Consider the following 14,970-nt stretch of genomic DNA (forward strand, 5'->3'; position numbering starts at 1 on the left):
GTAAACCCACCGGAGACGGAGCAGGTAATTGTGGTCGAATACCGGTCTCAACCTGAATCAACCGTTGACTAAATAGCTTCTGTCTGAGTAGGGTAAGATTCTGTTATTTCGGCCATGCAAACGTTTTTTTGTTGTGTACTGCTAGCTTCATCGGCGGCTTATGTGACCGCCCGCGGCTGGCAGGAGCCACCTCAGCAGTCATTGAATCACTACGTAGCCTTCATCAACCAGTCGGTTGATGAGGTCGTTAACCGATTTCAGCAATTACAGACGTACTATGCTGATGTAAAACGGTATCGGCAAAGGCCTGACGTTCTCCTGCGGCTACCTTCTTCGGGACCCCTAGAAACCTACTACTACGAGAAAGCCCTGGCGAGTAGTGGCTTAACTGCCGCCGAGAAACAACGCCTGACGGCCCGTGCACAGGCGCTTTGGCAGTTACTAACAAAACTAGACCAGACCGGCAAAGCCCTGGAAACCTACGTGCGGCTGAAAGATTACCAGCGCGACGAGCTAAAACAATCGGATGCGCTGCTCAACCAGATGCAGGCGCTCTCCGGCCAGTTCAGCCGCGATAAAGACGACTTCTATAAGCAGATTCAACGGGTGTATCGCCGATACCAGCCTTATCTGGCCGAAGATGCTTACTTGTATACCGAGCGGGAAATGGAACAGGTGCTGCTTAGTCAGAAGCAGTTGCTCGATAGTTTACCTTTCTATTTAAAAGAGGAAAGCCGCTCAGACTGGCCCGTCGGCCGGGTTCAGGCGGCTATGCTGGCCGACGAGCGACTGCTGACTCAGCTGGGAAAAGCGCAAACAGCGTTAGACTATCCGGCTTCGGATATGGTGCCCGCATTTAAAACGGCGCTACGGTCACTACAAGACATAAAACGCCGGGCCGTTGACGACCATACGTTTGCGGCACGTCAAACCTCTGCGCATGGCAATGAGGTGTATCGTTCGCTGTTGGCGCACTACAACCAGGACTTGCTGGCTAGTCATCAGGCTTTTGTCAACTATAGTCAGTCGACCAAACGGCTGTTGAGTTATCCTAAGTACTGTCCGGTATTTGCCATTGAACCGCCCGCGTCAGCCGGACAGTCAGTTACTCAGGCCATGCCTTTCCGGGATGTTCCTCCTGGTGCGTTTGTCATTAAACCGGCGCCTGCTTCGGCCAGTAACGCTACGTTCCAGGCATTGAATGGGTATGTGGAGTTTATTAATGAATCGCTCCGACAGATGCATACGCTCCAGGTGCTGCTCCGCAATTACCAGGCTTCGGCTGAGTATTACCGCGATCCTGCCCGCAGCCGCCAGCGAGCGGGGTTGACCTACGCCCATGAAGCCTATAAAGTGCCTCTTTCCGAATATCAGCTTCTGGTTAGTAGCAGCCGGGAGGTGCCTACGCCTTATCGAGCGTCTATCAACGGCCAGGCCGACGTGCTGCTCGCTATGCTGAAAGAGATGGATGCGCTCAGTATTGAGTTAATTAACTACACCGCCGAGAAACGATACCTTCAGGATAGATTACAACGCTCCGACGCCATTTTGAACCGATATGCTTATCTATTTGACTTGTTCGACCAGAAAAAAGAGCGTCTTTATCAGGACGTGCGACGCGTTCACGAGAGCTACCCGGTTGCTAACCCCGCCGACTCCTGGCACGTTGCAGGAAAAGCTCTTCTGAAAACCCTGGACGACGACCACGACGTGCTGTTTGGCATAAAGGCGTACTTGAAAGGAGAGGTGGCGCACCTGCCCATGACGGACAAGCTAGCTGCCAATGCCCGCGCATTGATTGCGGACGAGTACAAAAACCTGCAAGGGCTGAAGCGATTTGGCCGGAGTAATGGCTTATGCCCGTACTCGCCTTACGAAGACGTAGCAGAAAACTCAATCCGATTTGTCGAAAAGACGCAACATGTAAATGTCAGCTCGGCAACCTCGCATCCTTACGAGTCGATCTACTATTTTTATAACAACGAGTTAATTTACCAATACAACAAGTTTAGCGAACTGGCTAAGACTGGCATTCTGAAAGCCGTTAACCAACCGGATATGTTCATCTTCCGCCGGGCGACGCCAGCTAAAGAAAGTCAGGCATTACCCGAAAAAGTTGATACGCCAAACCAGTCCTTGCTGGCTCAATCGAAACCCGAAAGCACTGCGCCCAAGTCTATCCGGGCTACGCCAGAGCAAAGTAGCGACCCTCCGGTAAAGCCAATAACAAACGGCAAGACAGTTGAACATGACACCGTATTTGTGGAACGAACGCGAACAGACACCATATACGTTGACCGAACCGCCCCACGAGCCGACAATCTTACCCTGAAAGGTTTTGCGGCAAACAATATGGTGTTACTGCTGGACGTATCAGCGTCAATGGAATCGCCTTATAAAATGCCCCTCTTGAAGCGATCCATTAAATCGTTGCTGAAACTACTCCGTCCCGAAGATCAGGTTTCGGTGGTGGTGTACTCGGGTAAAGCACGGGTGGCGTTAAAACCCACTTCTGGGGCCAACGCCGACGAAATTGCCCGCGTGATCGACGACCTTCAGTCCAAGGGCGATACCGATGGGGATGAAGGTATTCGTCTGGCTTATAAGCTGGCAGACAAGCACTACATCCGGGCGGGCAACAACCGAATTATACTCGCCACGGACGGCGAATTTCCCATTAGTAACGACGTATACCAACTCGTAAGTGATGGTGCTCAACAAGCTATCTACCTGACCGTTTTTACCTTCGGTCGCAACGCCATCACGGGCGCTAACCTCAAGAGAATCGCCTTATCGGGTAAGGGGAACTACGCCCACATCACTCAGGAAAATGCTAATATTCAATTAATTATGGAAGCTCAGGCTAAGAAAGCACCTTAAGTTAGGTGTTGTCTTCATGTTGTTGGTGGCTAGCCATGAAGTAGTCGGACAGGAAGTTATACAAGACTATTATGAGCGGTAACCCTGCCAATACTAAAGCCGTAATCTTGGTTGCTCGATAGGGCATCAAATTAAGCCCGACCAGCCCGGCCAGTAGGATAATGCCAATAAAAAGGAAGCCCGATTCCATGCCGCGCCCAGCCGCATCGTTACCTGAACGGTTGATATTGAATAGCGTAAAGACAAGGAGTATTGCGTAGAGGCTAATCAATACCCAGTTCGTGGTCGTAATAATTTTCATGAGATAAACGTTATGCAATGCGGCTAAAGGTGACATACTGCGCCGGCGAGTAACTAGGCAAACGTAGCGTATTGTGAACCCGTAAGCCAAGTTAAATCAACAGCCGGTAGTGTTGAGTAAATAACTGGTAGTAGTTGTTGGACGGTGTTCGTCAGCCACTTATGTCTTTATTCGGTAAGTTATTCACTCAAATCCACCGATTGTCAAGTGAGTATAGTGGAGTTGTGTTGTGTTCAGCAAATTTGTTTGCACTCAGATCAAATCCTCGACTATGATTAGTTCATCGGCTACCATTTTGCCTTTACTTGTCGCCTTTGGCGGCTTATTCGTTGGAATAGTTTGCATATTGATTGGCTGGTACCTTTGGTATGAAGGGCGTGACATTCGGAGCAGTGGCCTGACGGTTACGGCAATCGTGCTGGAAAAATTTCGAAAAGAGGATCAGGGGCTGATGGGGGAGATGATAAACTATTACGTCCGTTGCTCGTTCCAGGATGCTACGGGACTGGCGCGCGAGGTAGACGTCAGCATGCGATCTCGCCGGTGGTTTCAGCTGAGCGAAGGAGCCACTACCCGGCTTACCTATGTGCCCGAGGAGCTAGACGAGAGCCAGCCTGGATCTCACTTTGTCTGGCAGCTTCGGGGCTTTGCTGGCATCACCATGATTGTCTTTGGCATTGTTACCATTGCCGTATGCACCGTAAGTCGTTTACTAGAATGGCTCAATAGTCAGCCTGTTTATTAATGAGTGAAGTAAGTTTTTGAATGTAGAAACGAACGAGGGGCACACTCGGGAAACTTACTGCAAAAGGATTTGTACTGAAAGCAGCTTCGTAAAAACGAATGAGCTTGAGTAGAAAAAACAGCGCTCCCTAAGGTTTCAGGAAGCGCTGTATATACACTGGCCTTAGCGGTGCTTATGCCGTTTTCAATGCATTTTTCTCGTACAACTCGGTCATATTGTCGAAGATAGCTTTGACGGGATCTCCTCCGAAACTACCTCCCAATGCCTGATTGAAAATCGTATGGCCACCGTAAGCGTTCACGTAAATCTTGATTTGCATAGAGATGTTCGACCCCGTGTTAGAGTAGTTTGAGATGGTCACCGTGATTTCCGGATTCTTGTTGACCACGTATTCACCGTTTCCGCTGACGCTGAGCGGTCCGCCGGAAACATGCCCATCTTTCACGCCGGAATACTTGGCTTCGTAGAGGATACCAAACTGGCCAGGTGCTGTTTCTACCAGGGTTAAGGTGGTTGTTACTTTCTCGACAACATAACTGTGCGACTCGGTTTTCTGATCAATAACTGGGTAAGCCATAAGAATAAGGGGTTAAAGAGGATATAATGAATGAAGAGTAGACGTAAACACCTGGGACTGTGTTTGTGCGTCAATGACTATGCAAAGGTGGTTTATTGAGCAGGCGAAAACGCTCAAAAATGAGACATAAACACTCACTTTTAGGACAGACCAGCGCGAACGGCTTGATTTAGCCGGAGGTCAACAAGTGTCATCAGTGTAGGAGGCCTACTGGATGAGCCAGTTCTACAGCGTGTAGTTATTCCGCAGGGCTCAATTCACGTGTGTCCAGGCTTGCCTGTTTATTTTTCTTTGCTTTCTCCGGTACGGCCTGCCAGGCTGGGTAACAGACCACCAGGCCCATACCTACTACCAGCAATAGGTGGAGCGGAAGTAAATTGAAGATGTGCAGGTGGAACGCAAGTCCGATGCCGCCCAGAAAGTACAGGCAGAGCAAGATCTCTGCCCACGGTAACTCCCTACTTTGCTTCGATACATACACGTTAGTATGCCAGGACGTCTGCTGAGTTCCCCGGTTAAACTTGGGTGTGCGTATAAAAGAGCTTTTTCGACCGGCAAATCCTTCCACAACCGCTTTCGTGTTATGATAAGAAAGCCCCATCGACAAGACCATAAATAGTAGATAATGGCCCAAGAAGCTAAGTAACCGAGTTTTGCTAAACGGCTGACGATGCATGAAGCCAACCCAATACAAGAATACGGAAGCTACTGAAAGCAGCGTTAATCCCGAGATTCGTTCAACCCAGAGCTGATAGACTGGCTGCTGCAAAAACCATAGCAGCGGCACACTGCTCAGCCCAAGGATGAACAAACAGCAGAACGGTAGGCTACTGAGCAGATGAAATAAGGCATATGCTTTGTTGGATATCTGGAGCCGGGACGATTGCAACGTAGAGCCAAGGTGTTTGCGGGCACATTCGGCAATGCCTTTCATCCAACGGAACTGTTGGGTTTTGAGGGCTTGCATGGACAAGGGTAGTTCGGCCGGTACGCCCACCTCGCCCGCATACTGAAATTTCCAGCCCCGCAGTTGGGCCCGGTAACTCAAGTCCAGGTCTTCAGTAAGCGTATCGGCGTGCCAACCTCCGGCATCCTCAATACAGGCTTTTCGCCAGATGCCAGCCGTACCGTTAAAATTAATCAGGTGGTTGGCCGAGTGCCGCCCCCACTGTTCCACAAAGAGGTGGGCATCCAGAAAGAAGCCCTGGAAACGCGTAAGCCAGGAGTCGGTGAGGTTTAAATGGTCCCAACGGGCTTGTACAAGCCCAATTTCTGGATGCGTGAAATAAGGAATCAGCCGCAGTAGAAAATCCGGAGCCGGTAAGAAATCAGCGTCGAAAATAGCAATGAAATCTCCTTGGGCCTGCCGGGTTCCCTGGGCTAGTGCGCCGGCTTTGAAGCCAGTTCGTTCGGCGCGTCGAATGTGAGCAATAGAAATGCCACGTTGGCGAATTAAAGCTAACTGGTTATCAATGAGGCTGGTTGTTTCGTCCGACGAATCGTCGAGTACCTGGATGTCTAAAAGATGGCGGGGATAATCGAGGGCCGTTACGGCGGCCAGCAAGCGTTCGACTACGTATCGTTCGTTGTACAGGGGTAATTGTACGGTAATGCTAGGCAGAGGGAAGCCCGAAAATGCCATGGCATGATTTGAGACTTGCTTTTGACGCCGATAAAAATGCCAGGCCAGACGAGCTTGAATTAGGCTGCTGATCACTAGGAATAGTAGAGTAATAGAGTAGATAACAATCGTGACTATGGCCATGAAACATAACATTTTCTATCGGGTATGGCCAGGAGCCGTGAATAGACGTTTAGGGCGTGATTGGCACAAAGCGGTCAGCCTAAGTTGCTCACGGGACTTGTCGGCTTTGAACTGGAGCAGTACCCAGTCAAGCTCCCAGATTTGAAGAGTTGAGCCAAGAGGATCAACGGACTGATATGCCTGTTTCGATAACACGTTATTGTGGGGTTGTAAGTAGCCGGTCCATATTTTGTATGGATACGTTGATGAACATGGCGAGCTAGCGAAGGTTCTAGTAATGGCTTAGAAATAAGCTATTGGTCCGGTCGTCGAATAATTGCCTGACTTCTTTTGTAAGTCGAGCCAATATGTAGTGAAACGCGTTTGAGACGGCCTTAATACCCTTAGGCTTATCACAAGAAAAGCGTCGGACTACCTAGTCCGACGCTTTTCTTGTGATAGCTGAATCTGGTAAATTTCGATGCGCTTTACGAAGTACTACGCTACGTTTTCGTCCGCCAACACGTTCAACTCAACCAGTTTGTCGCGCAGGAGTGCGCCGGATTGAAAATGTATGGCTGTGAATCCCAGGCTGCTGGCCGCTTTAACGTTGTTCAGGTTATCATCGATAAACACGCAGGTCTCAGGGGTTAAGTTATAGCGCTTGAGCAAGAGATGGAAGATGGCTGGGTCGGGCTTAATAAGCTTCTCCTCGCCCGATACCAGGATACCGTCAAACAAATTCAGAAATTCGTAGCGCTCTTTAGCAATCGGAAAAGACTCGGTTGACCAGTTCGTTAAACCGTACAGCTTGTAATGCTTGTCTTTCAACTCGCGCAAGATAGCTACCGATTCAGAGATTTCGCCATTCAACATCTCTTCCCAGCGCCCGTAGAACATGGCAATCAGGTCTTTGTGGTCAGGGAATTGGTTCTGAAGTACGCTGGTCGCTTCGGCAAACGAGCGTCCTTTATCTTGCTGAACATTCCATTCGTCGGTGCAGACGTTTGAAAGAAACCACTCCATCTGCTGCTCGTCGGCGATGAGTTTTCTATAAAGGTACCTTGGGTTCCAGTCGATGAGTACTCCCCCGAAATCAAATACAATGGTATCAATTGGCATAAGTTGTAAGCGGTTAAGCTGAAGTTTCTACGTAGTTTCTTTTTGTATTTACCCGCAAAAATAGAGTAGGTAGCCACTCCGCCAGATGCGTTTGATTGATCAATGGCACTACTGCATTAACCGATTGACGCCAGGACTTGCCGGATACAACCGGGCCGGTGGTCAGGCGGTTTCCTGAGCGGTCATAAGGGGCAACTGGATAATTACTTTCGTGCCCAGCGGCTGCTGATCGTCGCCTACTTTGTCTACTATAGTCACTCGGGTCTCTTTACCGCTACGTTGGCTGATGAGCTGAAGCCGCTCTTCGGTAACCTTAAGCCCTACGCTTTTGTGCGACGACACCGTCTTGCTTTTCAGCTCGCTGGCTTTCAGCCGCCCCACACCATCGTCTTCTACGGTGCATTCCAGCCGATCATCGACGGGTTTGATGCATACCTGAATTGTTCCCCGGTTTTTTTTGTGAGCTATGCCGTGGAGAATAGAATTCTCGATGTAAGGTTGAATAATCATGGGAGGAATCGACGTATTTTCCCTGTCCAGGGCGGGATCAGCATCAACCTTGAAGTCGAACTTGTTCCCAAATCGGAGCTGCTCCAGCTCCAGGTATAGCGCCAATTGTTCTAACTCACTAGCCAGCGTTACCCACTCTAATCGGGAGTTCTCCAGAATGAGTCGCATGAGCCGCGCGAACTTCACCAGGTACTTGTCGGCGTTGTCGCTGTCGTTTTGAAGTACGAACAGCCGGATGGCGTTCAGTGAATTGTACAGAAAATGAGGGTTCATCTGCGACCGTAAGGCTTTCATTTCAGAGGCCGCAATGCGCTCACGTAATTCGCTTTTTTCGCGCTGTTCCTTCACCAGCCTTGCTTCTCTGCGACGAGCTACCGAAATCACCAGGGTAAGCAATGAACCGAAAGCCACGATCTGAAACCACCAGGTTTGCCAAAAAGGCGGTCGAATGGTCAAGGGTAGTTTGTAACCCTGTCGGTTCCAGACCCCGTCGTTATTAGCCGCAATAACGTGCAATACGTATTCGCCGGGGGGAACGTTGGTGTAACTCGCAAACGCCCGGTTGGTAGCCTGGTTCCATTGATCTTCGAATCCCTCCAGCCGGTACGCATACCGGTTGCCGTCGGCGTTGTCGAAGCTAAGTGCGGCCATATCGAAGGAAAACCCATTTTGGCTGTAATCAAGTACAATAGTGGGCGGTCTGTCCGGTGACCCGCGCAGGAGCTCGCGGTCGTTAACCCGAAACGACGTCAGATAAACTGGCGGCACAAAACGGTTCAGCCGAATTTGATTGGGTTCAACGTACACCAGCCCCCGCATAGCCCCAAAATAAATTCGCCCGCTCGAATCACGGACTACTGAGCCTGACTCAAACTCGGAGGAGGGGATGCCGTCCGCTTCGTCAAACGTTGTGAAACGGAGGGTACGGGTGTCGAGGCAGGCTAGTCCTTTACTGGTGCTAACCCAGAGGCTGTCATTAACCAATTGCAGTGCTGCAATGTCATTGTTAGGCAGGCCATGTCGGGTGGTATAAACGGCAAAACGTCCGGTACGTTGATTTAAGCAAGCAAGGCCATTGTCACTACTCATCCAGATCTGGCCGCGCTTATCTTCCACAAAATCGGTAACGCCTTCATCGGGCAGGCTGTAAGGATCGTCTTCTTTATGGTCGTATTGGGCCAGTAGTTTCAGGTCAGGGCTAATCTTGTACACTGGGCCCAGACCACCCACCCACAAGTTATGCGCACGGTCGAAGGACAGGGTATTGTAGTTCTTACCCGGCAATTGTCGAATCCGCTCGTCATTGAACTGATTGCTGAACAAACCAGTGCGGGGGTCGTAAATGGTTAGTTTCTCGTTTGTGCCAATGAATAGTCGACCGTCTGGCGACTCAGTTATAATAAACACCTGACTTCCCGCGACGAAATCCCGACGCTTGGGATCAAACGCCGGATACCGCGTCGGACTCTCCGGAGAGGGTAGACACCGGATGTGCTCAAAACGTCCGGTGCTGATGTTAAGTCGGTTAAGGCCCGTAGGCATACCGGCCCACACGAACCCATAGCGGTCGGCCAGTGCTGCATATGTCCAGTTATCGCTGAGGCTATGCGGATTTTTAGGATCGTGTCGATAGATGCGGTAGGTCTGCGCTTGTGGGTTTATGCAAGCCAGTCCATCGCGGGTAGATACCCACAAACGATTTTGGGAATCGAAGGAAAGTTGCCCGGCATCGAACCCCAGGGTTGACGCGGGTCGGTAGCCTACATCATCAAACAGGGAATGGACCTTCTTGACTGTTGGGTTAAACCAGCTGATCCCGGCATCGTCGGTAGCGGCCCAGATCACCCCGCTTCGGTCTTCAAACAAGGCTTTTACTGAATTTGAAACAAGGGTTCTCGAATTGGTTTCGTCGTTCAGGTAAGTGAAAAAACGGTTTTTGGCCGCATCGTAACGATGAATTCCACCGCCAGCCACGCTAACCCACATTGCCCCTGTCTGCGTAAAGACAACCGACGAAACTTCCTGGTTCTTGGCGGCTAGTGGTAATCGACGGAAGGTGTCAGTGCCTTGATCAAGCACGGCCAGATGACCCATACGCGTGCCAACAATCAACTCATTCGTGCGGGGGTGCAGCACCAGCGTTGATACGTAATCGTTAGGCAATGACGTGGCGGCTGAGTCGTGATGACGAAAAAGGCGAAACTGCTTCGTTGTTCGGTTGTAGGCATAGAGGCCAGCCTGAGTACCAATCCAGAGGGTAGGGCCGTCGATCAACACGCGTCGGATGGTATTGGCCGACTGAAGCAGGGTCGAGTCGGCTGGTATGGCTAGTCGTTTTGCGTTGGCCGTTTTGGGGTTTAATACCACAACTCCGCCACTTGTCGCCAGCCAAAGCAGGCCGTCGGAGCTTTCGGCAACTGCCCGAACGAGATCACAGCCCGTTCCCAGCGTAGCGAAAGAATAGCGCTGAAACGCCTGTTTCTCTGGTATGAACCGGTTAAGGCCCCGTTGGGTACCAATCCAGAGGGTACCGTTGCGGGCTTTGAACACACAGCGGACAATGCGGTTCGACAGCGAGTGTGGGTTGCCAACCTGACGCGTGTAGGTTACGCAGCGCAGGCCGTCGAATCGGTTCAGCCCGTTGATGGTCCCAATCCAGAGAAAGCCAAGCGTATCCTGGGCGAACGATGTGGCGTAGTTCGTGCTGAGGCCCTGACTCAGCGTCAGGCGTTGGAACAGCAGTGTAGGCGACTGGCCATAGCCTTGATTGGCCAGCAAAAGTAGGGTGAGCAGCAACAGTTGATAGCGCCGACATAATTGGCGATTCGTACGAAGGGTCTTTACGCCAGCTATCCTGCTTTTCATGGTGGTTATTCCCTGTAGACGACTTGTTATTGGTTACGGCTTTCCAATGAAGCGAAAATAAAAGTAATTTGGACACAATGAGAATGAGAAATGTTCACGAATGAAGCGTTTGGCACCTCCATCAGCTCGCCCTAGTGCGGCCTCGCAGATTCGAACCTTGCGGGAAGATCTGGAAGCTGAGCGCGCCATTACGTTTTTCGCCACCTCTTTGCTGAATCAGAACACCGTTGGCGAAGTACTCTGGGATGTGGCCAAGAATTGCATTGCCCGGCTTAATTTCGTGGATTGTGTGGTCTACTGGCTTGATCACGAGCGTAGTATGCTTGTACAGAAAGCAGCGCATGGCCCCAAAAATCCGATAAACTTCGAGATATTTCAACCGATAGATATTCCGGTGGGGGAGGGCATTGTCGGGGCCGTTGCCCGAACGGGCCAGCCTGAACTTGTTGAGGATACATCCAAAGATCCGCGCTATATTAAGGACGATGCAATGCGGTTTTCGGAAATCGCTGTACCCATACTATTGGATGGGAAAGTCCTGGGAGTTATCGACGCCGAACATCCGCAGAAACGGTTCTTTCGAAACCGCCACGTAACGGTTTTAATGACGGTGGCCGCCTTGTGCGCGCAGAAGATTAAGCAGGTAGAAGTCGAACAGGCCTACCGGCAGGCTGAGCGGCAACTTATGGAAACCAACAAACGGGTTGCCGAAACAAAGCTGCTGGCGTTGCGAACGCAGATGAACCCACATTTCATCTTTAATAGTCTGAATTCCATCAACAAATTCATTCTGCAACAGGATGCCGATCATGCCTCAGACCTGCTGACTAAGTTTTCGCGGTTGATGCGGCAGGTACTCGATAATTCCAAAACGGAATGGGTGTCGTTGCGTAATGAGCTCAAAGCGCTGGAGATTTACCTGGAACTGGAGCAGCTCCGGTGCGATAACAAGTTTGAGGTCCGGCTGTACGTTGACCCTGACCTCGATCTGGACACCATTCACTTGCCTCCCCTCATTACTCAGCCCTACGTTGAAAATGCCATCTGGCATGGTCTGCTTCCCAAAAAAGAAGGGTCGGCCATGTTGCAAATTAGTTGCCGAAAACAACAGGATTACCTGACCATTGAGATCAATGATAACGGAATTGGCCGGGTAGCTTCGGCCCAGCTACGTAGTAATCCCTTAACCAATCATAAGGCTCAGGGAGTTAAGCTGACCGAAGAGCGGCTCCAGCTGGTGAATGAAATGTACGGCGTAGCGGCTCGGATCGATATTGCTGATCAATATGACGCAGGGGGAGCCTCGGCGGGCACCTGCGTGTATTTTACGCTAAAACTTCCTTACTCATGACTGCTGTTCTGGTTGACGATGAAAAACACTGCCGCGACGTACTGGCGTTGCTTCTGGCCAAATATTGCCCCCAAATCACACTGCTGGCATCCTGCGCCGACGGCCCCGACGGCGTAGCCGCTATTGACCTTCATCACCCTGACCTGGTTTTTCTGGACATCGAAATGCCGGGCATGAGCGGGTTCGATTTGCTTAAGGCGTGTCGGTTTACGGGCTTTCGGGTCATTTTTACAACGGCCTATAATGAATATGCCATCCAGGCCATTCGGCATAACGCTCTGGATTACATTCTCAAACCGGTCGATAAAGATGAGTTGCGTCAGGCGGTTGCCAAAGCCGAAGAGGCCATCTCGGTCCGGTCAGCGTCGCAGGTCGATGAGTTTGTCGCTTATCTCAACCGCCAGAAAACCGGCGACCGCATTGCCTTACCGACCATGGAAGGGCTACAGATTCTGCAAAGCGAAGAGATTTATTATTGTGAATCGGATGGAGGCTATACCCATTTTTTTCTGACCAATGGCAAAGCCGTGCTGATTTCCAAAACGTTGAAAGAAGTGGAAGAGGTACTCGAAAGCAAAGGATTCTGCCGGGTGCATCATGGCTTCCTGATTAACGTACGTTACGTTCAGAAATACATTCGGGGCGATGGAGGAGAAGTTGTGATGGCAAACAACAAAAACATTCCGGTATCGCGTAACAAGAAACAAGAGTTTCTGAACCTGCTGGAACGGATCTAAGCGCGCGCCAGAGGGGTGTATAGTCGACTCTCCGGTTATTCATCGATACTGACCAGTTATTGGTTCATGGCTACCGGTTGTCGGTTTGATGTATTCGGCTCGGTTACATACGACTATTTTTGACTGGTCATTAAGGCCCTCATACTCTACACAGCCTCTCCTCTATGAAACCGCATCGTGTATCAACGTTTAAACGCCCGACTGAAGCAACTTCTTTCCTGGAGAGCTGGAACAGACGGGTAGAAGCCCTGAATGGATTTTTGTACGAGCGAATCACGGTACGGACGTCATTTGGTAACACACGAGTTTGGGCGGCCAACAAGCATCTGACTTCTGCTCCAACCATCGTATTTTTTCCGGGTGCGCGAACCTGTGGATTGTTTTGGGATATGGACAATGCACTACTACCGTTTCAGGAAACGTATCGGTACTATATTGTCGATGTGAACGGCCAGCCCAGCCTGAGCGATGGGCAATGCCCAAACGTGAAAACCAATGACTATGGCTGGTGGGCAACCGAAGTGTTGAACGGACTCGGCCTGGAAAAGACAACCGTTGCGGGTGCTTCGCTGGGCGGGCTCATTTGCCTGAAATTATGCCTGGAGTCGCCCAGACGAGTAAATAAAGCAATACTATTTAATCCTGCCGGTATTCAACCGTTCTCGTCGTCGGTCCGGAATCTATATTATAACCTGCTACCGATGGTGTGGCCAAGTCAGGAGAATCTGGCTGCCTTTCTGGACACGGCGATCTTCTGCCCACCGTATCATACGGTACCACCGGTGTATCGGCATCTGATAAGCAGCTACCTGCTATATGCCCTTAAGAACCATAAGTTTCAGGGCGATTATCCGGCTCCGCTGTCTACCCAAGAGTTACGACGGTTAAGCACCGACATCTATCTTGTTTTAGGGGAGAAAGACTTGCTATTTCCTCCCCAGGAAACGATCCGGTTAGCCGAAAAACACATTCCAACCCTGCGCGGCAGTCGGGTGCTGGCAAATACAGGTCACGGCATCGAAACGTCGAAAGAAGCTATTCAGGTCTTGTACGAATATCTCCGTCCTAAGGTTACTGTGCGGCACTGATACTGTTGGTGGAACGATGATTATATCTAAACCGTTAAGGCAAATTTTCGACTTGTTACTGGATAAACTCATGGTAGGTCATCCTTTCGTATGATGTGTATTAGCTTCTGTACGCTTCTTCGGCCACTACTAAGAGCCTGTTTAGAAATGCTTGAGCATTCGGCTGATATTGGATAAATAGACAAACGACTCATGGGAGTTAACTCCACACTCATAATCTTTACTTAGCCGGCGGGACCAATTCATCCAGGCAAAAGTCCGCTCCACTTTCCATCGCATGGGTACGGTTTGAAAACCAGCTAATTCGCTCACCTTCACCACTTCTAAGATCAGTCCATACGACTTCTTAAGCCAACGAGCCAACTTTTTACCGTAGGCGCTATCAGCCAAGATCTTGCTCATTCGCTCATAGCCCTGGTTCATTAAGCGGGTCAGTACCGCTCTGGCCGCTGGACTATCGTGCTGATTAGCAGCATGAACCACGACTACTAGAACTAAGCCTAATGTATCAACGATGATGTGCCGTTTACGTCCATTAATCTTCTTGTAGCCATCATATCCTTTGGGTACGACGCCCCACTCACTGCACTTAATGCTTTGCGAATCAATCACGCCCACGCTGGGCGAAGCCTCTCGCTTGGCTTTTCGTCGCCTACGTTGGACTAAGGCCTTGTTCAGGCCTTCCCAAGTGCCGTTGTTGCGCCATTTCCAGAAATAGTAGTAGCACAAGGGCCAGGGCGGTAAATCATTGGGCAACTGTCGCCATTGGCATCGCAACGGCGAACCGTCCGGTTTTGGTCAAGTATAATAACGCATTGAGAATGGCACGAAGCGAATACTTGCGCTTACGTTTGTCAGCTAGAATTTCTTGGATAACTTGCCAGGCAGAATCAGTCAGGTCTGTGGGGTACATCTTTGCCGGGCCGATTTCTATGGTTCAAACAAGGATTGGCGTATAATTTTTATCATATTTTTCGTTCCGGCGCACAACGGCATAAACGCGATGAATTAGCTTATTTCGTACAGCGTTTAGAACTAACATACGATTTT

The 14,970-nt window shown here is 50.3% G+C and carries 11 protein-coding genes and 1 pseudogene; 5 read left to right on the forward strand and 7 right to left on the reverse strand.

Annotated elements, in window-relative coordinates:
• The first annotated feature begins 114 nt into the window (after positions 1–114).
• Entirely contained in the window at positions 115–2,880 is a 2,766-nt protein-coding gene (locus tag ACFSUS_RS26765; protein ID WP_381527740.1) for a vWA domain-containing protein, read from the forward strand.
• A 1-nt stretch (position 2,881) separates the two neighbouring features.
• Here the strand turns inward: ACFSUS_RS26765 and ACFSUS_RS26770 are convergent, their stop codons facing one another.
• On the reverse strand, positions 2,882–3,181 hold the full coding sequence (locus ACFSUS_RS26770; RefSeq protein WP_381527742.1) for a hypothetical protein: 300 nt from the start codon (positions 3,179–3,181) through the stop codon (positions 2,882–2,884).
• 271 nt (positions 3,182–3,452) lie between these two features.
• Between ACFSUS_RS26770 and ACFSUS_RS26775 the strand changes: the two genes are divergently transcribed.
• Positions 3,453–3,926 (forward strand): hypothetical protein, encoded by a 474-nt coding sequence (locus ACFSUS_RS26775; protein ID WP_381527744.1) that lies wholly within the window; start codon positions 3,453–3,455, stop codon positions 3,924–3,926.
• Positions 3,927–4,098: 172 nt separating this feature from the next.
• Here ACFSUS_RS26775 and ACFSUS_RS26780 read toward each other — a convergent pair whose 3' ends face one another.
• From ACFSUS_RS26780 to ACFSUS_RS26795, 4 genes are all read right to left on the reverse strand, one after another.
• A complete protein-coding gene (locus ACFSUS_RS26780; protein ID WP_381527746.1) occupies positions 4,099–4,503 on the reverse strand; it encodes a hypothetical protein in 405 nt (134 codons plus the stop codon).
• Positions 4,504–4,741: 238 nt separating this feature from the next.
• Positions 4,742–6,145, reverse strand: a complete 1,404-nt coding sequence (locus tag ACFSUS_RS26785; protein ID WP_381527748.1) for a glycosyltransferase — start codon at positions 6,143–6,145, stop codon at positions 4,742–4,744.
• 600 nt (positions 6,146–6,745) lie between these two features.
• Positions 6,746–7,369 carry an HAD family hydrolase gene (locus ACFSUS_RS26790; RefSeq protein ID WP_381527750.1) on the reverse strand — a complete coding sequence of 208 codons (624 nt, stop codon included), beginning with the start codon at positions 7,367–7,369 and terminating at the stop codon, positions 6,746–6,748.
• 162 nt (positions 7,370–7,531) lie between these two features.
• Positions 7,532–10,744, reverse strand: coding sequence for a ligand-binding sensor domain-containing protein (locus tag ACFSUS_RS26795; RefSeq protein ID WP_381527752.1), 3,213 nt, complete (start codon positions 10,742–10,744; stop codon positions 7,532–7,534).
• A 100-nt stretch (positions 10,745–10,844) separates the two neighbouring features.
• Between ACFSUS_RS26795 and ACFSUS_RS26800 the strand changes: the two genes are divergently transcribed.
• The 3 genes from ACFSUS_RS26800 (at position 10,845) to ACFSUS_RS26810 (ending at position 13,920) form a co-directional block, all read left to right on the forward strand.
• Positions 10,845–12,095, forward strand: coding sequence for a histidine kinase (locus ACFSUS_RS26800; protein ID WP_381527754.1), 1,251 nt, complete (start codon positions 10,845–10,847; stop codon positions 12,093–12,095).
• Positions 12,092–12,832: a LytR/AlgR family response regulator transcription factor gene (locus ACFSUS_RS26805; RefSeq protein WP_381527756.1), complete on the forward strand. Its 741-nt coding sequence runs from the start codon at positions 12,092–12,094 to the stop codon at positions 12,830–12,832. Before ACFSUS_RS26800 ends, ACFSUS_RS26805 begins: the two co-directional genes overlap by 4 nt.
• Positions 12,833–12,996: 164 nt before the next feature.
• On the forward strand, positions 12,997–13,920 hold the full coding sequence (locus ACFSUS_RS26810) for an alpha/beta fold hydrolase (RefSeq protein WP_381527758.1): 924 nt from the start codon (positions 12,997–12,999) through the stop codon (positions 13,918–13,920).
• 141 nt (positions 13,921–14,061) lie between these two features.
• Here ACFSUS_RS26810 and ACFSUS_RS26815 read toward each other — a convergent pair whose 3' ends face one another.
• Together ACFSUS_RS26815 and ACFSUS_RS29195 are read right to left on the reverse strand one after the other, a co-directional pair.
• Positions 14,062–14,649, reverse strand: a complete 588-nt coding sequence (locus ACFSUS_RS26815; RefSeq protein WP_381527760.1) for an IS5 family transposase — start codon at positions 14,647–14,649, stop codon at positions 14,062–14,064.
• 208 nt (positions 14,650–14,857) lie between these two features.
• A pseudogene (locus ACFSUS_RS29195) lies at positions 14,858–14,970 on the reverse strand (IS110 family transposase); the annotation flags it as partial.

This window comes from Spirosoma soli, assembly GCF_042684525.1.
GTDB lineage: Bacteria > Bacteroidota > Bacteroidia > Cytophagales > Spirosomataceae > Spirosoma > Spirosoma soli.